Origin of the sequence: Sphaerisporangium sp. NBC_01403 (assembly GCF_045040145.1) — a bacterium.
GTDB lineage: Bacteria > Actinomycetota > Actinomycetes > Streptosporangiales > Streptosporangiaceae > Sphaerisporangium > Sphaerisporangium viridialbum.
In genome coordinates, this window is record NZ_CP109534.1 from 5,639,537 (window position 1) to 5,659,985 (window position 20,449).

General features: G+C 71.1%; 22 protein-coding genes. 14 read left to right on the top strand and 8 right to left on the bottom strand.

The genetic code is table 11. From position 1 onward, the window contains the following. The first annotated feature begins 106 nt into the window (after positions 1-106). A complete protein-coding gene (locus OG589_RS25125) occupies positions 107-352 on the top strand; it encodes a DUF2630 family protein (protein WP_405140108.1) in 246 nt (81 codons plus the stop codon). 216 nt (positions 353-568) lie between these two features. Beyond that, positions 569-2,215, top strand: a complete 1,647-nt coding sequence (gene ctaD, locus OG589_RS25130; RefSeq protein WP_405152119.1) for a cytochrome c oxidase subunit I — start codon at positions 569-571, stop codon at positions 2,213-2,215. Positions 2,216-2,219: 4 nt separating this feature from the next. Here ctaD and urtE read toward each other — a convergent pair whose 3' ends face one another. The 5 genes from urtE to urtA all read right to left on the bottom strand — a co-directional run bounded on the left by urtE (position 2,220) and on the right by urtA (position 7,246). Further along, the gene (gene urtE / locus OG589_RS25135) at positions 2,220-2,912 is read right to left on the bottom strand and encodes an urea ABC transporter ATP-binding subunit UrtE (protein ID WP_405140110.1); all 693 of its coding nucleotides are present in this window, start codon (positions 2,910-2,912) and stop codon (positions 2,220-2,222) included. Continuing rightward, the gene (gene urtD / locus OG589_RS25140; protein WP_405140112.1) at positions 2,912-3,775 is read right to left on the bottom strand and encodes an urea ABC transporter ATP-binding protein UrtD; all 864 of its coding nucleotides are present in this window, start codon (positions 3,773-3,775) and stop codon (positions 2,912-2,914) included. The genes urtE and urtD overlap by 1 nt, the downstream gene beginning before the upstream one ends. Next, positions 3,772-4,872, bottom strand: a complete 1,101-nt coding sequence (urtC, locus tag OG589_RS25145) for an urea ABC transporter permease subunit UrtC (RefSeq protein ID WP_405140114.1) — start codon at positions 4,870-4,872, stop codon at positions 3,772-3,774. The genes urtD and urtC overlap by 4 nt, the downstream gene beginning before the upstream one ends. Then, positions 4,869-5,735: an urea ABC transporter permease subunit UrtB gene (gene urtB / locus OG589_RS25150; protein ID WP_405140116.1), complete on the bottom strand. Its 867-nt coding sequence runs from the start codon at positions 5,733-5,735 to the stop codon at positions 4,869-4,871. The genes urtC and urtB overlap by 4 nt, the downstream gene beginning before the upstream one ends. Before the next feature lie 314 nt (positions 5,736-6,049). After that, a complete protein-coding gene (gene urtA / locus OG589_RS25155) occupies positions 6,050-7,246 on the bottom strand; it encodes an urea ABC transporter substrate-binding protein (protein ID WP_405140118.1) in 1,197 nt (398 codons plus the stop codon). A gap of 358 nt (positions 7,247-7,604) precedes the next feature. Here urtA and OG589_RS25160 point away from each other — a divergent pair, with 358 nt between their 5' ends. The 6 genes from OG589_RS25160 to OG589_RS25185 are packed head-to-tail and all read left to right on the top strand — an operon-like array spanning position 7,605 to position 12,160. Beyond that, on the top strand, positions 7,605-7,907 hold the full coding sequence (locus OG589_RS25160; protein WP_262842735.1) for an urease subunit gamma: 303 nt from the start codon (positions 7,605-7,607) through the stop codon (positions 7,905-7,907). Positions 7,908-7,918: 11 nt separating this feature from the next. After that, positions 7,919-8,257: an urease subunit beta gene (locus OG589_RS25165; RefSeq protein ID WP_405152120.1), complete on the top strand. Its 339-nt coding sequence runs from the start codon at positions 7,919-7,921 to the stop codon at positions 8,255-8,257. Further along, positions 8,250-9,971, top strand: a complete 1,722-nt coding sequence (locus OG589_RS25170) for an urease subunit alpha (protein ID WP_405140120.1) — start codon at positions 8,250-8,252, stop codon at positions 9,969-9,971. Before OG589_RS25165 ends, OG589_RS25170 begins: the two co-directional genes overlap by 8 nt. Position 9,972: 1 nt before the next feature. Further along, on the top strand, positions 9,973-10,650 hold the full coding sequence (locus OG589_RS25175; RefSeq protein ID WP_405140122.1) for an urease accessory protein UreF: 678 nt from the start codon (positions 9,973-9,975) through the stop codon (positions 10,648-10,650). After that, the gene (gene ureG, locus OG589_RS25180; protein ID WP_405140124.1) at positions 10,640-11,338 is read left to right on the top strand and encodes an urease accessory protein UreG; all 699 of its coding nucleotides are present in this window, start codon (positions 10,640-10,642) and stop codon (positions 11,336-11,338) included. Before OG589_RS25175 ends, ureG begins: the two co-directional genes overlap by 11 nt. Positions 11,339-11,356: 18 nt before the next feature. Then, positions 11,357-12,160: an urease accessory protein UreD gene (locus tag OG589_RS25185; RefSeq protein WP_405140126.1), complete on the top strand. Its 804-nt coding sequence runs from the start codon at positions 11,357-11,359 to the stop codon at positions 12,158-12,160. A gap of 20 nt (positions 12,161-12,180) precedes the next feature. On the opposite strand, the gene era is transcribed toward OG589_RS25185, so the two are convergent. Genes era through OG589_RS25200 form a run of 3 tightly spaced genes read right to left on the bottom strand, consistent with a single transcriptional unit; the run spans position 12,181 to position 14,116 of the window. Then, complete coding sequence (gene era / locus OG589_RS25190; protein ID WP_405140128.1) at positions 12,181-13,101, bottom strand: GTPase Era; 921 nt, start codon at positions 13,099-13,101, stop codon at positions 12,181-12,183. A 9-nt stretch (positions 13,102-13,110) separates the two neighbouring features. Next, positions 13,111-13,449, bottom strand: coding sequence for a cytidine deaminase (locus tag OG589_RS25195; protein WP_405140130.1), 339 nt, complete (start codon positions 13,447-13,449; stop codon positions 13,111-13,113). A gap of 10 nt (positions 13,450-13,459) precedes the next feature. Beyond that, entirely contained in the window at positions 13,460-14,116 is a 657-nt protein-coding gene (locus OG589_RS25200) for a hypothetical protein (protein WP_405140132.1), read from the bottom strand. 200 nt (positions 14,117-14,316) lie between these two features. Between OG589_RS25200 and OG589_RS25205 the strand changes: the two genes are divergently transcribed. The 6 genes from OG589_RS25205 to OG589_RS25230 all read left to right on the top strand — a co-directional run bounded on the left by OG589_RS25205 (position 14,317) and on the right by OG589_RS25230 (position 20,446). Then, positions 14,317-15,495, top strand: coding sequence for a S8 family serine peptidase (locus OG589_RS25205; RefSeq protein ID WP_405140133.1), 1,179 nt, complete (start codon positions 14,317-14,319; stop codon positions 15,493-15,495). Between the two features lie 147 nt (positions 15,496-15,642). Further along, entirely contained in the window at positions 15,643-18,012 is a 2,370-nt protein-coding gene (locus OG589_RS25210) for a protein kinase domain-containing protein (protein ID WP_405140135.1), read from the top strand. Between the two features lie 36 nt (positions 18,013-18,048). Next, a complete protein-coding gene (locus OG589_RS25215; RefSeq protein ID WP_405140137.1) occupies positions 18,049-18,399 on the top strand; it encodes a YbaB/EbfC family nucleoid-associated protein in 351 nt (116 codons plus the stop codon). A gap of 65 nt (positions 18,400-18,464) precedes the next feature. Then, a complete protein-coding gene (locus tag OG589_RS25220) occupies positions 18,465-19,385 on the top strand; it encodes an SseB family protein (protein WP_405140139.1) in 921 nt (306 codons plus the stop codon). Continuing rightward, a complete protein-coding gene (locus tag OG589_RS25225; protein ID WP_405140141.1) occupies positions 19,382-19,771 on the top strand; it encodes a hypothetical protein in 390 nt (129 codons plus the stop codon). The genes OG589_RS25220 and OG589_RS25225 overlap by 4 nt, the downstream gene beginning before the upstream one ends. A gap of 270 nt (positions 19,772-20,041) precedes the next feature. After that, entirely contained in the window at positions 20,042-20,446 is a 405-nt protein-coding gene (locus OG589_RS25230) for a YbaB/EbfC family nucleoid-associated protein (RefSeq protein WP_405140143.1), read from the top strand. Positions 20,447-20,449 lie beyond the last annotated feature (3 nt).

Genomic DNA, 20,449 nt, shown 5'->3' on the forward strand with positions numbered 1-20,449 from the left:
GCCGGAACGCGATGCCGGAACCCGGGGGTCGGACCCCTACGAGCACTCACCCGATGCCGCCGCCTTCCACCCCGTAAGCTCGCATTGGAGAGTAGGAGGCACGAAGATGCAGGATGGCGAGATCCTCACCAAGATAAAGGAACTCATCGCGGAGGAGCACCTTCTGCGCGAGCGGGTCGGCACGGGAGACGTCTCCGCCGACGACGAGAAGGCCCGCGTCGGCGAGCTGGAGCAGGCGCTCGACCAGTGCTGGGACCTCCTGCGTCAGCGCAAGGCGCGCCGGGAGTTCGGCGAGGACCCCGACTTCTCCACCCCGCGCCCCGTCGACGAGGTCGAGAATTACAACCAGTAGCCACCAAGCGCGTACGACGGCCAGGTTTTCGCCAAGAAAGCCTGGCCGTTGCTGTCGTGTCTTTGCCGCTCGTTTCGCCAACAGGCGCCTTTAGCGGGCTGTAATCGGATTACAACCACATGTAGCACGATTGTCAGCCGTGGCGGGGGGGTGTGTCGTGCGAGCGCTACGCGACCCTGAGGGGGTGGTCCCGTGACCTCCACCCGAGCGTCCCGAATCGAGGAGCCCCGCAAGCCCGTCCGCAAGGGCCAGCTCATCATCAGATGGGCGACCACCACCGACCACAAGGTCATCGGCAACCTGTACCTCGTCACGTCCTTCCTGTTCTTCTTGCTCGCGGGCGTGATGGCGATGATCATCCGCGCCGAGCTGGCCCAGCCCGGCCTGCAGTTCGTCACCCAGAAGCACTACAACGAGTTGTTCACCATGCACGGCGCGCTCATGCTGCTGCTGTTCGCCACCCCGCTGTTCGCCGGCTTCACGAACGCGATCATGCCGCTGCAGATCGGTTCCCCCGACGTGGCCTTCCCCCGGCTCAACATGCTGAGCTACTGGCTGTTCCTGTTCGGCGGCCTGATCGTCATCGCCGGGTTCTTCACCGCCGACGGCGCGGCGGACTTCGGATGGACCGCCTACGCGCCCCTGTCCACCGACACCTACTCGCCCGGCATCGGCAAGGGACTGTGGATCGTCGGGCTGGTCCTGTCGGGGCTCGGGACGATCCTCGGCGCGGTGAACTTCATCACCACGATCATCTGCATGCGCGCGCCGGGCATGACCATGTTCCGGATGCCGATCTTCACGTGGAACGTCCTGCTCACCAGCGTGCTGGTGCTGCTGGCCTTCCCGGTGCTGGCCGCCGCGCTGCTGGTGCTGGGGATCGACAGGGAACTCGGCGCGCACGTCTTCCGCGCCGAGAACGGCGGCGCCCTGCTGTGGCAGCACCTGTTCTGGTTCTTCGGGCATCCAGAGGTGTACATCATCGCGTTGCCGTTCTTCGGCATCATCACCGAGGTGCTCCCGGTCTTCAGCCGCAAGCCGATCTTCGGCTACATAGGCCTGGTCGGGGCGACGATCGCCATCGCGGGGCTGTCAGCCGTGGTGTGGGCCCACCACATGTTCGTCACCGGTCACGTGCTGCTGCCGTTCTTCTCGTTCATGTCGTTCCTCATCGCCGTGCCGACGGGGGTGAAGTTCTTCAACTGGGTCGGCACGATGTGGCGGGGCCACCTGTCGTTCGAGTCGCCGATGCTGTTCGCCGTCGGCTTCCTGGTCACGTTCCTGCTGGGCGGGCTCACCGGCGTTATCCTCGCCTCACCACCGCTGGACTTCCACGTGAGCGACACCTACTTCGTGGTCGCGCACTTCCACTACGTCGTCTTCGGCACCGTCGTCTTCGCGATGTTCGCCGGGTTCTACTTCTGGTGGCCGAAGTTCACCGGCAGGATGCTCAACGACACGCTGGGCAAATGGCACTTCTGGCTGCTGTTCATCGGCTTCCACACCACCTTCCTGGTGCAGCACTTGCTGGGCACCGAAGGCTTTCCGCGCCGCTACGCCGACTACTCCCCCACGGACGGCTTCACGACCCTCAACCTGGTCTCCTCGATAGGCGCGTTCATCCTCGGCGCCTCGACGCTGCCCTTCCTGTACAACGTCTGGCACACCTGGAGGTACGCCCCGAAGGTGACCGTCGACGACCCGTGGGGGTTCGGCAACTCGCTGGAGTGGGTGACGTCGTGCCCGCCTCCCCGGCACAACTTCCTGTTCATCCCTCCGATCCGCTCCGAGCGTCCGGCGTTCGACTACCACTACTCCCACCTCGCCATCGAGACCCAGCGGGCGGGCAGGACGCGACCGTGAAACCTCAGACGGCCAGGAGGCGGTGGACCTCCTCCTCGTGAAGCTCCTCGGCGCTGCCCGCGCGTACCACGTGGCCCGCGTCGAGGATGATGAACCGGTCGGCGAGCCTGAGCGCGAGATCGAGGTACTGCTCGACGAGGAGCACGGCGAGCCCGGAGGCGTGCAACCGCTCGATGGCCTCCTCGATCTCCAGGATGATCGACGGCTGGATGCCCTCGGTGGGCTCGTCGAGTATCAGCAGCTTGGGCCGGGTGACCAGGGCCCGCGCCATGGCGAGCTGCTGCTGCTGGCCCCCGGACAGGAAGCCCGCCCGCCTCTTCAGCAGCGGCTTGAGCCTGGGGAAGACCGTGAGGGCCTCCTCGATCGCGGAGGGGTCCTTGTGCGGGGAGGCCTCCAGCGTCACCAACAGGTTCCCCATCACGCTGAGCTGCGGGAACGTCTCGTGCCCCTGGGGGACGTAGCCCAGGCCGAGCCGCACCCGCTCGTGGGGCCGCAGCCGCGTGACGTCCTTGCCCTCGAACGTGACGGTGCCCGCGGTGGCGGGCAGCACCCCCATGACGGTGTTGAGCAGCGTGGTCTTGCCCACGCCGTTGCGTCCCATGACGCAGACCAGGCTGCCCGGCCGCACGTCGAACGACACGCCGAACAGCACGCGCGCCCTGCCGTACCCCGACTCGAGTCCCTGTACCGACAGCATCACTTCACCTCCCCGGCGGCCGAAGCGGCGGCCGAACTCGTGCCCGGGCTCGCGGCCGAACTCGTGGCCGGGCTCGCGGCCGGGCTCGCGGCCGAAGCGACGGCCGGATCCCCGGTCCTGCCTCTTTCCTCGGCGCGGCCGAGATACACCTCCTGGACGCGGGGATCCGCCCTGACCTGGTCGACGGAGCCCTCCACGAGCAGCTTGCCCTCGTGCAGCACCGTCACCTGGGAGGCGTACCGCCGCAGGAAGTCCATGTCGTGCTCGATCACGATCACCGTGTGGTCCTTGGCGATCTCGGTGAGCAGCTCGCCCGTGCGCGAGCGCTCGTCCCCCGACATCCCCGCGACCGGCTCGTCGAGGAGCAGCAGCCTGGGGCGCTGGGCGATGAGCATGCCGATCTCCAGCCACTGCCGCTGGCCGTGGGACAGCACCCCCGCCGGCTGGTCGGCGAGCGCGTCGAGCCCGGTGGTCGCCATCGCGGCGGCGACGGCCTCGGACACGCCGCGCCGCCGCCGCGCCAGCGACCACAGCGGACGGCGGAACGACGCGGCCAGGTCGAGGTTCTCCACGACGGTGAGCCGGTCGAACACCACCGAGGTCTGGAACGTGCGGCCCACGCCCATGCGGACGATCTCGTGCTCCTTGCGGCCGACGAGGTCCCAGCCCTCGAACCGCACCGAGCCCGCCGCGGGCCTGGTCAGGCCGGTGATCACGTCGATCAGCGTGGTCTTGCCCGCGCCGTTCGGGCCGATGAGGAAGCGCAGCTCCCCCTGCTCGACCGTGAAGTCGACCCCGTCGATCGCCCGGAACCCGTCGAAGACCACCGACAGGTCGCGTACCTCCAGCAGGGCGCCGCTCATGCCCGTGCCCTCCTCGACGGCAGCAGGTCGCGCACGGTGGCGGCCAGGCCGAAGATGCCCTTGGGTGCCAGCGTCATGACCAGGATGAACAGCGCTCCTTGCAGGTAGAGCCAGCCGTCGGCGAACTCCTCGCTGAAGGAGGTCTTGGCGTACCCCATGACGACCGCCCCGAGCACGGCGCCCGCGAGCGAGAACCGCCCGCCGACCGCCACCGCGACGACCAGCTCCAGGGAGGGGACGACGCCGAGCAGCGCGGGCGAGATGATGCCGACGACGGGCACGAACAGCGCCCCCGCGAGGCCGGCCATGCCCGCCGAGACGGCGAAGGTGATGGTCTTGACGGTCGCCGGGTTGTACCCGAGGAACCGCACACGGTCCTCGCCGTCCCTGATCGCGACCAGCAGCCTGCCGAACCTGCTCCGGACGAGCTGCCAGGCCACCAGGTACAGCACCCCGAGGACGGCCGCCACGACGACGTACAGCCCGCGCTGCGTGCCGTCGACGGCCAGGTCCTGACCGAAGAGGTCGAAGAAGTTGGTCAGGCCGTTCGTCCCGCCGGTCAGGCCCTGCTGCCCGACCAGGAGGATGACCATCGCGGCGGCGAGGGCCTGCGTGAGGATCGCGAAGTAGGCGCCGCGCACGCGTTGCCGGAACACCAGCGACCCGAGCAGCACCGCGAGCAGCACCGGCCCGATGACGGCGAACGCGATGGCGAAGAACGGGTTCTCGAACGGGATCCACAGCGCGGGCAGCTTCTCGACGCCGCTCCACACCATGAAGTCCGGCAGGTCGCCCCCGGCGTCGTGGAGCTTTAGGTACATGCCCATCGCGTAGCCGCCGAGGCCGAAGAACACGCCCTGGCCGAGGGTGAGCATGCCGCCCTGCCCCCACGCCAGGCCGATGCCGAGAGCCACGATGCCGAAGCAGAGGTACTTGGCCAGGAGCCCGAGGCGGAAGGGCTCAAGCGCCAGCGGGGCCACCACCAGTGCCAGCACCGCTATCAGGACGAACACTGCCGGGCCGCGAAGCCGGCCGCGCCATGAGCCGCCGGGCTCCGGCGGCGCGAGCTGTACGACGTCGCGCACGGTCGTGGTCATGTCAGGGCCCTCGATCTGAGCACGAACAGGCCCTGGGGCCGTACCTGGAGGAACGCGATGATCGCCACGAAGACGATGACCTTGGCCAGGCTGGCGTTGGTCCAGAACTCCGCGTACGAGTTGAGCAGCCCGAGCGCGACCGCCGCGATCACCGCGCCGCGCAGCTGCCCGAGGCCGCCGGCGACCACGACGAGGAACGCGTCCACGATGTAGTAGGTGCCGAGGGCGGGGCCGACGGGGCCGATCAGCGTGAGCGCCACCCCGGCGATACCGGCGAGGCCGGAGCCGATGAAGAACGTGCGCTGGTCCACCCGTCCGGTGTTGATGCCCATGACGGCGGCGAGCCGGCGGTTCTGCATGACCGCCTGCATGCGGCGTCCCTGGGACGTACGGCTCATGTACCCCCAGATCGCCACGACGCTGCCGACCGCCAGCGCGAAGATGAAGAGCCGGTTGTAGGGCAGGATGCCGAAGCCGCCCTGCAACCAGGTGGGCGCCTGCACCTGCACGTTGGGGGCGCCGAACAGGTCCCTCGCGAGCTGCTGCAGCACCAGGCTGACCCCCCAGGTGAGCAGCAGTGTGTCGAGGGGGCGGCCGTAGAAGTGCCGGATCGCGGTGCGCTCCAGGATCAGGCCCATGAGCCCGGCCACGCCGAACGCCACCGGCAGCGCGACGAGCACCGCCTGCCGTCCCGCCCAGCCCTGGAGCAGGTACGCGGTGTAGGCGCCGGCCATGATGAACTCGCCGTGGGCCATGTTGATCACGCCCATCTGGCCGAACGTGAAGGTCAGTCCGAGCGCGATGAGCAGCAGCACCGCTCCGATCGAGAGCCCGATGGGGAGCTGGTTGACTATGGCCTCCATCGCGGCCTCACCTCCCGTGCCTCTCCCCGCGTCGCCGCGTACCGCACCGTCCGCCGCACCGTCTTCGCCTGCCGCATCGTTTCCGCCGGCCGCGGGGCGGCCGTGTCGCTGTCGCTGATGGGGCTCTCCTCGTGCTCGTGCCTGTCCTTGCCCCTGGTGCCTCGTACGGTTCCGGAACGCGGGCCGCGCCGCGCCGCGTCACCGCGCCGCGGTCGTGTCCGCGGTCAGGTCGCGCCCGCGTTCCGGAACCGTCGTGGGTGGCCGGGTGGAGACTCCCCCTCGACCCGGCCACGTTCGTGTGAGCCGTCTCGCCGCTAGGCGAGGCCACCGGCCCAGGAGTAGGTCTTGAGGTAGGGGTCGGGCTTGATCGGCTTGCCGGAGTTCCAGACCTCCTTGATCTGGCCGTCCGGTTCGACGACGCCGATCCTGGCGGTCTTGTACATGTGCTGGTTCTCGCCGTCGATCGTGACCGCGCCCTCGGGACGGTCCAGGGTGATGCCGCCCGCGGCCTTCTTCACCGCTTCGACCTCGGTGGAGCCGGCCTTCTTGGCCGCCTCGGCCCACAGGTAGACGGCGTTGTAGCCGGCCTCCATCGGGTCGGAGGTCACCCGGTCGGCGCCGTACTTGGCCTTGAACGCCTCGACGAACTTCTTGTTCGCCGGGTTGTCGGTGGTCTGGTAGTAGTTCCACGCCACCAGGTGCCCGGCGATGTTGTCGACGCCGATGCCCTTGACCTCCTCCTCGGCGACGCTCACCGACATGACGGGCATCCGCTCGGCGGTGACCCCGGCGCTCTTCAACTGCTTGAAGAAGGCCACGTTGCTGTCGCCGTTGAGCGTGTTGAACACCGCGTCGGGCTTGGCCTGGACCACCTTGTTCACGAGGGTGCTGTATTCGGTGTGGCCGAGCGGGGTGTATTCCTCGCCGAGAACCTGCATTCCGTTCGCCGCCGCGTACGCCTTGATGATTTTGTTGGCCGTACGGGGGAAAACGTAGTCGCTGCCGACCAGGAAGATTTTCTTCTTGCCCTTTTCCTTGAGATAGTCGAGGCCGGGCACGATCTGCTGGTTGGTGGTGGCGCCGGTGTAGAAGATGTACGGTGAGCTCTCCAGGCCCTCGTACTGCACCGGGTACCACAGCAGGGCCTTGCGCTTCTCGAAGACCGGGAGCATGGCCTTGCGGCTCGCCGAGGTCCAGCCGCCGAACACCGTGGCGACCTTGTCCTGCGCGATCAGCTTGGTGGCCTTCTCGGCGAAGGTCGGCCAGTCAGAGGCGCCGTCCTCCACCACGGGCACGAGCTTCTTGCCGAGCACGCCGCCCGCCGCGTTTATCTCCTCGATCGCGAGCAGTTCGGCGTCACGGACGGTGACCTCGCTGATCGCCATCGTGCCGCTCAGGGAGTGCAGGACGCCGACCTTGATGGTGGAGGAATCCCCTCCCGCCGCCGTGCCGCCCGTGGTCGTCGAGGACTGACCGCCACAGGCCGCGAGCCCGGTTGCCAGGACCGCCATCGCGGTCCCGATACGCCAAGCTGAATTCCGCAATTACTCCTCCTTGCCGATACGGCCCCCGCACCGACCCATCTGCCGCCAAGGTGATCGAGTGAGGTTTCCCGCCGACGTCGCGCTTGTTAATTGCCGTTTACCGGCTCATCACCGAAACAACATGACGGGTCCGGCCGGCAGGTCCGTATAAGGGGTCCCGGGGGAACGGGGTTGAACTCATGCAAGGCCACTCGGCGCCAAGTAGCCTTTGCCGTGAATTCACCCGGCGGGCCGGCGGGCGGGATATCCGGCCCCGCGAACGGCCGACACACGGCGGAAATGCCGATGTCACGTCACGGAAACGGCGGTTGCCTAAGGTCCGGCCATGCGGCTCACCCCACACGAACAGGAACGCCTGCTCATCCACGTCGCGGCGGGCGTGGCCAGAGATCGCCAGGCCAGGGGGCTGCGCCTCAACCATCCGGAGGCGACCGCCATCATCGCGTCGTTCCTCCTGGAGGGCGCCAGGGACGGCCGGACCGTCGCCGACCTGATGGAGGCGGGCCGCAAGGTGCTCCGCCGCGAGGACGTCATGGAGGGGATCCCCGAGATGCTGGAATCGGTGCAGATCGAGGCGACGTTCCCCGACGGCACCAAGCTCGTCACCGTCCACCGGCCGATCCAGTGACCGCCGAGCCGATGGTGCCCGGCGAGATCGTCTTCGGCGACGGTCCCATCCCGCTGAACCCCGGCCGCGAGCGCGTGACCCTCCGCGTGGTCAACACCGCCGACCGGCCGATCCAGGTGGGGTCGCACTACCACTTCGCCGCCGCCAACCCGGGGCTGGCCTTCGACCGGGACGCCGCGTGGGGCAGACGGCTCGACGTGCCCGCCGGCACCGCCGTCAGGTTCGAGCCCGGCATCGAGCGCGACGTGACGCTGGTGCCCCTCGCCGGGCATCGCGTCGTCCCGGGCCTGCGCCTCGAATGGGCGGGGCCGCTCGACACACGTGCACCTGACGGGGGTTCGCATGACTGAGCCGACGATCGGCCGTTCCCGGTACGCCATGCTGTACGGCCCGACGACCGGCGACCGCGTACGGCTCGCGGACACCGACCTGTTCATCGAGGTCTCCGACGACCTCAGCAGGGGGCCGGGCGCGGGCGACGAGGTGGTGTTCGGCGGCGGCAAGGTGATCCGCGAGTCCATGGGCCAGGCCAGGACCACCCGCGCCGAGGGCGCCCCCGACCTGGTGATCACGGGCGCGGTCATCCTCGATCACTGGGGCGTGGTCAAGGCCGACATCGGGGTCAGGGACGGGCGGATCACCGCCATCGGCAAGGCCGGCAACCCCGACACGATGGACGGCGTTCACCCCGACCTGGTGATCGGCCCCTCCACCGAGATCCTGGCGGGCAACGGCAAGATCCTCACCGCCGGGGCGATCGACTCGCACGTCCACCTGATCTGCCCGCAGATCGTGGACGAGGCGCTCGCGGCGGGCGTGACCACGGTCATCGGCGGCGGCACCGGGCCCGCCGAGGGCACCAAGGCCACCACGGTCACCGGCACCTGGTACCTCGCGCGCATGCTTGAGTCGATGGACGGCATGCCGGTCAACGTCGCGCTGCTGGGCAAGGGCAACACCGTCAGCGCGGAGGGGCTGACCGAGCAGCTCCGCGCCGGGGCCTCGGGATTCAAGCTCCACGAGGACTGGGGCACGACGCCCGCCGCCATCGACGCGTGCCTGCGGGTCGCGGACTCGACGGGCGTGCAGGTGGCCATCCACACCGACACGCTCAACGAGGCGGGGTTCGTCGAGTCGACGCTCCAGGCCATCGGCGACCGGATGATCCACGCCTACCACACCGAGGGGGCGGGGGGCGGGCACGCGCCCGACATCATCCGCGTCGCGGCGTACGCCAACGTGCTGCCGTCCTCGACCAACCCGACGCGCCCGCACACGGTCAACACCCTGGACGAGCACCTCGACATGCTCATGGTCTGCCACCACCTCAACCCGGCGGTGCCCGAGGATCTCGCCTTCGCCGAGTCGCGCATCCGCCCGTCGACGATGGCCGCCGAGGACGTGCTGCACGACATCGGCGCGATCTCGATGATCGGGTCCGACTCCCAGGCGATGGGCCGGGTCGGTGAGACGATCATCAGGACCTGGCAGACCGCCCACGTGATGAAGCGGCGCAGGGGCGCCCTGCCCGGGGACGGCCCGGCCGACAACCTCCGCGCCCAGCGCTATGTCGCGAAGTACACGATCTGCCCGGCCGTCGCGCACGGGCTGGACGAGCACGTCGGCTCGGTGGAGGTCGGCAAGCTGGCCGACCTCGTCCTCTGGGAGCCCGCCTTCTTCGGGGTGAAGCCGCAGCTCGTGGTCAAGGGCGGCGTCATCGCCTACGCGCAGATGGGTGACGCCAACGCCTCCATCCCGACGCCCCAGCCCGTCATGCCCCGCCCGATGTTCGGCGCCGCGCCGGTCACCGCTGCCGCCACGTCGCTGCACTTCGTCGCGCCGCTCGCCATCGAGGACGGCCTGGCCGACCGGCTGCGGGTCCAGCGTCGCCTGGTCCCGGTGGCCGACGTGCGACGGCGCGGTAAGGAGTCCATGCCGCACAACGCCGCGCTCCCGGCCATCGACGTGGATCCCGACACGTTCGCGGTCCGCGTGGAGGGCGAGCTGATAGAGCCCGCCCCGGCCGAGGAGCTTCCGATGGCCCAGCGCTACTTCCTGTTCTGAGATGGACGCGGCGCTGCTGCTACTCGCCGACTCCCGGCTCCCCGCTGGTGGCCACGGCCACTCGGGAGGAGCCGAGGAGGCGGTGCGGATCGGGGCGATCACCGGCCCGGAGGACCTGGCGCGGTTCCTCCGTGGCCGGCTCGCCACGACCGGCCTGGTCGCCGCGGCCCTCGCCGCGGCGGCCTGCGAGCTGTGCGCCTCGGGCGAGGAGGGCACGCGCGCGTGGCGCGAGCTGGACGCCGAGGCCGACGCCCGTACGGCCTCACCGGCGCAGCGCGGCGCGAGCCGCACCCAGGGCAGGCTCCTGCTGAGAACCGGCCGCCGCATCTGGCCGTCCACGGCCCTGGACGCGCCGGCGCGGGCCGTACCGCAGGGAGCACACCATCCGATCGCCCTCGGCGCGGTGGCGGCCGCGGCGGGATGCGCACCCCACGACGCGGCGCTCGCCACCGCGTACACCTCTGTAACCGGGCCTGCCACCGCGGCGGTCCGTCTGCTCGGGCTCGACCCGGTCGTCGTGCACCGCGTGCTCGCCGGCCTCGTGCCCGACTTGGAAGGCGTGGCGCGCACGGCTCGCGCCCGCACCGCGTGGGAGGACCTTCCCGCGCATGCCGCTCCCGCACTCGATCTGCTGGCTGAACAGCACCTACGCACGGAGGTACGGCTCTTTGTCAGCTAACCACGACGACCGTCACGACTCTCCCGACCCGCATGGAAGGGCGCTGCGCCTCGGCGTCGGCGGCCCCGTGGGGAGTGGCAAGACCGCGCTGGTCGCCGCGCTGTGCCGCACGCTCGGCCCGATACTCCGCCTGGGCGTGGTCACCAACGACATCTACACCACCGAGGACGCCGACTTCCTGCGCAGGGCCGGGGTGCTCGACCCCGAGCGCATCGTCGCCGTGCAGACCGGCTGCTGCCCGCACACCGCCATCCGCGACGACATCGCGGCCAACCTCGACGCGGTCGAGACCCTTGAGGAACGCTTCGGCCCGCTCGACCTCGTGATCGTGGAGAGCGGCGGGGACAACCTGACGGCGACCTTCAGCAGGGGGCTCGCCGACCAGCAGATATTCGTGCTGGACGTGTCCGGCGGCGACAAGGTGCCGCGCAAGGGAGGCCCCGGCGTCACCACCGCCGACCTCCTGATCATCAACAAGACCGACCTGGCGAAGCACGTGGGCGCCGACCTGACCGTGATGTCCAGGGACGCCGCGGCCGTGCGCGACGGCAAGCCGGTGCTGTTCACCTCGATCAGGGAGGTGCCGGAGGTGTACGCGGTCGCCGAGTGGGTGCACGGAGTGGTCGGGTCCTGGGCCCACGCGCGGGCGCACCCGCACGGCCCCGCCGTCCCGACGACCAACGCCTGAGCGAGCGGCCGGAAAGAGATGAGCACCACGATCGGCACGGGCACGCCCTCGCGGAACAGGAGGTCGTTCGACGCGCGGGCGGCCGTCGCGACCGAGCGGACGGGCGGGCGTACCGTGCTGGGCACGCTCAGGTCCGACCCGCCGCTGACCCTGCGCCAGACCGGGCCCGGCACGGTCCATCTGGTGTCGACGGCGGCGGGCCCGCTCGGTGGCGACCGCCTGGAGCTCCGCGTCGACGTGGCCCCGGGCACCTCCCTGGAGATCGCCTCCGTGGCGAGCACGCTCGTGCTGCCCGGGCCGGGTGAGTCGGTGTCGATCGTCGAGGCGTGGGTGGGAGCGGGCGCCACGCTGCGGTACGTGCCCGAGCCGACCGTGCTGGCGGCCGGCTGCGCGCACCGGATGATCGTGCGGCTGACGCTGGAGGAGGGCGCCTCCGTGCACTGGCGGGAGGAGATCGTCTTCGGCCGCTTCGGCGAGCGGCCCGGCACCTGCCACTCGCGCTTCGACGCGACGGTGGACGGGGTGCCCCTGCTGCGGCAGGAGTTCGTCGTGGGCGACCCCGCAGTGGACGGCAGCCCGGCGGTGTACGGCGACGCGCGATGCGTCGGCAGCGTCCTGATCGTCGACGCGAGGACGGCCGGACCCGTCGCGGATGGCGGCGCCCCCGGGGAGAAGCCCTCCCTGGCGGAACCGGTGCTGGCGGAGGGTTGCGCCGTGCTGCCCCTGGCGGGCCCGGGCACGCTGGTGTCGGCCCTCGCCCCCGACGCCGCCGCCCTGCGCGAGCGCCTGACCTGGGGCGAGAAGCGGCTCCGCCCGGCGTGACGCCCCCCGCCCTGGGCCGATCAGTCGTAGAAGCCGAGGCGGCGGAGCTGCTTGGGGTCGCGCTGCCAGTCCTTGGCGACCTTGATGCGCAGGTCGAGGTAGATGTGGGTGCCCAGGAGCGCCTCGATCTGCTTGCGGGCGCGGCTGCCGACGTCCTTGAGCCGCGCGCCCTTCGGCCCGATCACGATGGCCTTCTGCGAGGGGCGCTCGACGAACATGTGGGCGTACACGTCGAGAAGGTCGTCGCGGCCCTCGCGGGGGGTCATCTCCTCGACCACCACGGCGATGGAGTGCGGGAGCTCGTCCCGCACCCCTTCGAGGGCCGCCTCGCGGATCAGCTCGGCGACGAGCACCTGCTCGGGCTCGTCGGTGAGCTCTCCCCCGGCGTACAGCGGAGGGGACTCGGGCAGCCGCTCGACCAGCTGGTCGGCGAGGACGTCGAGCTGCTCCCCCGACTCCGCCGAAACCGGGATGATCTCGGCGAACTCCGCGAGCTGCGACACGGCCAGAAGCTGGGCGGCGATCTGCTCCCGGGTGGCGAGGTCGCACTTGGTGACCACGGCGACCACCGGGGTCTTCTTGACGGCCGCGAGCTTCTCGGCGATGAAGCGGTCGCCCTTGCCGATCGGCTCGTTGGCGGGGACGCAGAAGCCGATCACGTCGACCTCGGTCAAGGTGGACAGCACCAGGCTGTCGAGGCGCTCGCCGAGCAGGGTGCGCGGCCGGTGCAGGCCGGGCGTGTCGACGATGACGAGCTGGGCGGCCGGCCTGTTGACGATGCCGCGGATGGCACGGCGGGTCGTCTGAGGCTTGGAGGAGGTGATCGCCACCTTGGCGCCGACCAGCGCATTCATCAGCGTCGACTTGCCGACGTTGGGCCTGCCGACGAAGCAGGCGAATCCGGCACGGAACTCAGCGGCTGAGGAACTCACGCCACCCATTGTCGCCGATCAGATGTACCGCCCCTTCACGGTGCCGTCCGGAGCGGCCAGAAAGACGACGGCGTCGCCGAGATCACGGACCACCGCGAGGTCCTGCTCGGAGGGCTCCCCACCGTCGCTGACGAGCGCGGCGGCCTCCAGCGAGACGGCCCCGCTGGACACGGCCATCGCGACCGCCACCTGCACGGCGGACAGCTTGAGCGAGGGAAGGTCGACGTTCGTCGCGGTGTAGGTGCGCCCGGTCTCGTCACGCACCGCGCCGCCCTCGGCGGTGCCGTTGCGGGCGCGGGCGGCACGGGCCAGGGTGATGATCTTGCTGTCCTCGGGGTCGAGGGTGGTCTCAGTCACGGGGCCCAGATTACTGGGCGGCCTCGCGGACCTTGGTGGCGAGGACGGTGGCCAGCCGCTCGGTCCGTTCGGGGTCGAGCTTGGCCAGTCCGGTGTGCACGAGCGAGATCAGCATGTTGCCCGAGCGCACCACGACCAGGTGCATCTCGTACGGATAGCCGCCGACCCTGCCCTTGAACCGCCGCGCCTCGACCCCGTCCCCGATGTCGCCCACGGGCAGCGCGGACCCCACCAGCCGGTCGCCCCCGCCCGCGGTCTTCACGGCGGCGACGGGGCAGTCGCGCATCAGGTCCGCGACCGTACGCATGGCCTGCCGTGCCTCGGCCGGGGCGTAGGCGGCGAGGACGACCCCGGCCGTCTCGCCCAGGCGGTTGCCCCGGAAGCTCGTGGACTCCGCCTTCGCGGACGCCAGGTCGGGCGCCTTGCCCTCGGCGAGCTCGAAGAGCCTGCCGCACTCCTGCTTGGCCGGGACGAACGGCGGCTGCCACGCGGCCTCGGCGCGGTCGGCGAAGTCCACCGACGGGTCCTCGACCTCCGCCAGGGCCTTGCGCGCCCGCGACAGCTCCTGCTTTCCCGCGGACCCGCCGAAGACGCCTTCGCCCAGGCCACAGGCCGCCGTCACCCCGGTGACCAGCGCGAAGGCAAGGACTACACCGGTGATGCGCATCGTGCTCCCCCGAAATCCCGCCCGGCGGGAATCCCCGGCCCCCGCCTGCGGGATTTCTTCCCGATCGGCAAAAGGCGCAATCTCAGCGCGAAGTGACACATCCAAAAGAACCGTAAAGCGGAATTGGCTAGGCTTCTGCGTCGTGCCCGCCCGGCGACTCGTACGCCCCGCGGTCACCTTGCGAGAGACGGAGTTGACGCATGGCCGGTCGGGGGATCCGGGGCATCCGGGGAATGGTGGCCGGTGTGCTGGCGCTGGGGCTCGCGGCGGGGCCCGGCACGGCCGCCGCGGCGGTCGTGCGCGCTCCCGAGCCCTGCGCGCCGCAGCGCGGCGGCAGCCAGGTGGGGGAGTCGTGGGGGCAGCGGAGGCTCGCCTTCACCCGGGTGTGGCCCCTCACGCGGGGCGAGGGGGTGACCGTGGCGCTGATCGACAGCGGGGTGGACACCCGCCATCCGCAGGTGCGGGTGGCGAGGTCGGTCGACCTGACCGGCACCGGGCCCCTTGACTGCGTGGGGCACGGGACGGCGGTCGCGGGGATCATCGCGGGCGCCGACATGAAGGAGATTCCCTTCGCCGGCGTAGCCCCTGAAGCCCGGCTTATCTCTATAAAGCAGACGAATAGCGAGAAAGGCGATGTGGCGCTGCTCGCCCAGGGCATCCGGCAGGCGACCGACCTCGGGGCCAAGGTGGTCAACATCTCCATCCAGACGAGCGACCAGCCCGACCTGAAGAGCGCCGTCGACTACGCGCTGGCCGGCGACGTCGTGATCGTGGCCGCCGCCGGCAACCTGCGGAAGGAGGACGGCACCCCCGCGCCCGCGTACCCCGCGGCCTATCCGGGCGTGCTGTCCGTCGGATCGGCCGGGGCCGACGGCAAGCGCACCGACTTCTCCAACGCCACCACGCCCGTCTCGGTCCTGGCCCCGGGCGCGGGCATCACCAGCACGTGGCCGGGCGCCGCGTACCGCCAGGACCTGGAGGGCACGAGCTACGCCGCGCCGTACGTCGCCGGGGTCGCGGCTCTCGTGCGCTCGCGGCACCCCGAGCTCGACAACGTGCGGGTACGGCGGCGCATCGAGCTCACCGCCGACGGCGCCTCCGGCGCGGGCACGGGGGCGGGCATCGTGAACCCCCTCCTCGCCGTGTCCGAGATCCTGCCGTCCGAGGTCGTCGCCATCGCGCCCCGCCCGCCCGACCCGCTGCCCCCCGGCGTCATCGGCAAGGCCCCGCGCCCCGACCAGGAGGCGATCGATGTGTCGGTGGCTGTCGCGGTGGTGGCCGTCTGCGTCGCGGCGCTGGTGACGGCGGTGAGCCTGGTCGTCCCCCTGGGCCGCAGGCGCGGGTGGAAACCGGGCCGTACGGCCGTGCCCGGCGAGTGAGGCAGTAAGCCGTACCCGTTTCCGTGCACCGAAGATCAACAAATCCGTAACATGTGATGCAGACGTGACAAAATACAGTAATTGGGGCTTAGTTATGTGATCTCATGACTCGCGACACTTGAGCCACAGGGGAAGGCGATAGGGGACATGCAGTCATTGCTGCCGGAAGACCCCAAGCAGGTGGGGGATTACACCCTTCTTGGGCGCTTAGGTCAGGGACCGCGAGGAATTGTCTACCTTGGCCGGCTCTCCGGAGAAGCCCGAGGCGAGGGTCAGGGGGACCCCGCCGAGGCACCCGAGACGGCGAAGATCACCGGCGGCGCCGGGAACGGGGAGCCCGAGGCCGCCGCCGATCCCGATGAGGCGTCACCCGCCGCGCAGACCGCCCCGGAGGCTTCCGCGGAGGGCCAGGGCGAACCCGAGCCCGCCTCCGCGCCCCAGGCCGCCTCCGCACTCCAGGCCGCCTCCGCACTCCAGGCCGCCGACCCTGATCGTCTGTTCGTCGTCAAGCTGCTGCCCCCGTGGCCGGAGGCGGACCCCGCCGCCCGCGCACGCGTCATCGACGACCTCTCCGCGGCCCAGCGGGTCTCCAGCGCGTACACGGCCAGGACCGTCGACGCCGGATGGACCGGCGACCGCGCCTACATCGTGCGCGAGCACATCGAGGGCCATTCCCTGCGCGAGACGGTCCAGGCCGGCGGGCCTCTGACCGGCGACGCCCTGGAGCGCGTCGCCATCGGCACGCTCACCGCGCTCACCGCCATCCACCTGGCCGGGATCGCGCACCGCGCGCTCACCCCCGAGAACGTCCTGCTCGGCCCCGACGGGCCCCGCGTCGCCGACTTCGGCCTCGGCGAGACCAGCTACCTCTCCCCCGAGCAGGTGCGCGGGGAGCCCTCCGGCCCGGCCGCCGACGTCTTCGCCTGGGCGACCACGATCGCGTACGCCGCGACCGGCAGCGAGCTGTTCGGCGGCAGCGCCGAGGCGATCGCCACGGCCCGTCCCGACCTCGGCGCCCTGCCCCTCCCGCTGCGGGACGTCGTCGCCTCGTGCCTGGCCAAGGCCGTCGTCGAGCGGCCCACCGCCCAGGGCGCGATGCTCTGGCTGCTCGGCGAGGAGAAGTCCGCCCGGCCCGAGCCCGTCCTGCCCCCCGTACCGGTGGGCGACCCGGACCGGCAGACCTGGGTGGACGTGAACGGGCTGGACGGCCAGGCTCCGCCCCCCGCGCTCGTCCCGAACCAGCCGGAGGGCGAGGGGGCCGCGCAAGTGTGGGCGGTTCCCCCGCAGCCGCAGGAGTCCCCGAAGCTGTGGGGCGCGCCCGAGCTGCCGTCGGCGGAGGCCGAGCCCCAGGCCCAGCCCGTCTCCGCCGGTCCTGCCGCCGCGCCCGGCGTCCCGCCTCGCAAGAAGACCGGCGCCCACTTCCCCATTGGCCTCGCCGCGGGCGTGGGCGTGGTGATCGGCCTGTCCGGTCTCGGGCTGTGGGGCGCGGGGCACTACGCGGACACCCAGCAGATCGGGCGCGTGGCGGCCGAGGGCCAGGTGACCAGCATCCCGGCGCCGTCCGGAGGCGTCGGCAGCGTCGGGGTCCCCGGCGGTACGACGGCGCCCAGGCCGCAGGTCACCGTGCCGTGGGCGCTGTCCCCCGGGCCGCAGGAGACCGGCGTGTACCCGTTGCAGCTCACGACCCCTTCGGCGTTCACGGGGGTGCCCAGCCTCACGCCCGGGCCGATGTTCACCCCTCCGCCGATCCCCTCCTCGGTGCCCGCGCCGACGGCCACGGCCACCCGGTCGTCCTCGGCCACCCCCGCGCCCACGGTCACCGTCACGCAGACGCCGACGGTCACGCCGTCCTCCGAGCCGACGCCCTCGGGCCTCGACACTCCCACTCCCGACCCGTCGGACACCGCGAGTCCCACGCCGGAGACGACGCCGTCGGAGTCCTCGCCGGCCCCCGCCCCGAGCGCCACCCGCACGGCGGCCCCGACCAGGTCCGCGACACCGCCCCCGGTGCCCAGGCCGACTGCCACGAAGACGGCCGCTCCCGGGCCCACGGCGACGAAGACCGCGGCTCCCAGGCCGACCGTGACCAAGACGGTCGTCCCGACCGCGGTGGCGCCCAAGCCGACGGCGTCCGCGCCCAAGCCGAGCACCGCGCCGCCCAAGCCGCCGGCCCCGGCCTCCAACCCGTACACGCCGCAGAAGGTCTGCAACTCGGCGGGCAAGGGAACGGGCTTCTACGTCCAGCGGTCGAGCGCGTTCAGCGGCGGGGTGACCTACCAGCTCTACAACGCCTCCACGGGATCCAACTGCGTGGTGACGCTGAAGACGACCTCCATCGGCAAGGCCAGCCCCGTCTCGGCGACTCTGGAGGTGCAGGGCGCGGGCCCGATGAGCGACGGCGGGTCCTTCCAGTACTACGCGGGCCCGGTGATCGCCGAGGCCAAGGGCAAGTGCGTGAGGTTCAGCGGCAGCGCCGGAGGGGGCTCCACCAGCGTGCCGTTCGCCAACTGCGGATAGCCGGACTCTCCACCTAGCAGAAGGACGACGACCGAGATGACGACGAGTGGCGAGCCGTTCCCCTCGACCGGTGACCGTGAGGTCGACGCGGTGCTGGAGGCGCTCGCCACGCAGTCGGCGCGGTTCCAGGAGGCCGGGCAGCGGCTCGCCGAGACGCGGGGCCGGGGCGAGGCCGAGGAGGGGCGCGTGGTCGTCGAGGTGCTGCCCAGCGGCTCCCTCGCGGCCCTGCGCATCGATCCGCGCGCGATGCGGCTCGGCTCCGAGGCCCTCGCCGAGGCGATCCTGCGGGCGGCCAGGGAGGCCGAGGGCGACGCCGCGGAGCGGGCCGAGTCGCTGATGCGGCCGTTCCTCGACGAGGCCGAGTCGTTCGGCCGTGGTCTACTCTGACGGCCGTCCCGTCCGCCTAGACCTCCGCGACCGCGGCCGTCCGCTGACGACCTAGAGTGGTCGCCGTGCGGGAATGGGAGCCGTCTGGGGCGTTCGAGGAGAGCCTCAGCACGGCGTTCGCGGCGGGCGATCTGGCCGTCTGCCTCGGGCTGCTGCGGGCGGCCGATCTCGCGCTCCCCATCAGCCCGGCCGCCGCCGCCGGTCAGGAGCCGGCCGCCTGGCCGATCACGCCGGATGGCGAGCGCACCTGGATGGTGGCCTACACCTCGCAGGAGGCGATGTGGGCCATGCTCGGCGATGTCACCCGGCACTACCGGATCATCTCGCTGCCCGAGCTGGCCGCCGGCTGGCCCGACACGCGCTGGGGGCTGGCGGTCAATCCCGGTCTCCCGGTTAACTTCTTCCTCGAATCCGGCACGGTGGCGAGGCTCGCGGTGCCGTCGCTGGCCGAGGATCGCCTCGCGGAGCCGGACTCGGGTACACCGGTGGTGCAGAAGCTGCTCAGGCCCGCCGACCTGTACGCCTTCATCGCCGAAGGGGAGACACGGGTCTCCGGCTACTGCCACCACGCCCTCGACGTCGCGCACATCGCGACCCCGTCCGTGCTGGCGGAAGCGCTGGGGCAGTCGGCCGACGAGGGCGTCATCACCGACGATGGGTCCGTGAACATCCTGCGGTGGCGCACGGCCGGTCTGAACCTCTACCGCACCCCGTACGGCGGCGTGGACGAGGAGACCATGGCGGCGGTGGCCGGGTGGGTGATCGAGGAGCCCCCGTTCGCCGGCATGGGGCTCGTGCCGAACGCCGACCGTGTGATCCGCGAGTACAAGATCGACGGGGTGGGGCTGCCGCACGGGGCCGAGATCGTGGAGCTGACAGTCTTCGGGGTGGAGCACCGCCGCGCCATCTACGACGGCGACCTCGAACGCTGGATGCTGGTGGCCGTCCTGCCGCCCGGCGGGCCCGCCGTCGCGGAGCAGGGATGAGGTGGTGCTCGTACCGCGCCCGCTGGCGGGGTGCGGAGTACGAGGCGAGCCCCGAGCCCCGGTCCGACCGGGTGTGGATGCGTCTGCGCGGCTCCGGGCCCGGCGAGGGCTTCGAGGAGCTCGCGCCCGGCCGCTTCGTGCGGCCGGTTCCCGCGGATGAGTGCGAGGCCGTCTTCTTCGTGACGACCGTGGGCGACTGGCGCGGCGCCCCGTGCCTGGTGCGTGACGAGCGCGACGGCGAGCTGCTGGTCGAGTACACCGGAGGCCGGATGCCGGTGGCGCGTGAGCTGGGCTTCGAGCGGGTCGAGCGCGGCGTCCACCGGGCCTGGGTCCCCCGCGACGAGGTGACGGGGCTCCACGAGCAGGCCGTACCGCTGCACCTCTAGCGCGGCCGCCACTTCTCTCGCTCGTTCGGCTTCTCGTACGGCCGGCGTTCCCCGCCGTACGTGCAAATCCGCTGGTACGGCCAATTATCCCTTGAATTCCGCCGATCCGGACAAATCTCCTGATGTGGCGGCTTCGGGTCACAATGCTTGCCGAACGGCGTTCGAAAATGTCAGAATTACCGGCCAGCGGACTGTTTCCCTTCAGTTAGGCCGGGGTTACGGAGCCGTTAAGCATCCCGATCCATGTGGACAGGTGCTCGGGGAGGTGGCATGGAGCCGTTCGGCGGGGCGGACGCGGCGGCCCTTCAGGCCTATGCCGACGAGCTGCGGGCCAACTTCACGCGGTTGCAGGAAGAAGCGCCGGCGATGCACGAGAGAGCGCGGGCGATCCAGGTGACGGAGACGTCGCGCGACGGTCTGATCTCGGCGACCGTGGGCCCGCGCGGCGACCTCATCAGGCTCGACATCGACCCCCGCGTCTACCGGCGGCCGGACTCCCGCGAGCTGGCCGACTCCATCACCGAGACGGTCCAGAGGGCGGCGGAGAAGGCGCGGGACAAGGTCGTCGAGCTGTTCGAGCCGCTGATCCCCGGCGAGCAGATGAAGGCGCACCTCGATGGAGACCTCCAGCGCGTGCTCGACCAGATGGCCTCCCAGATGCTCGGAGAGAGGTGATCC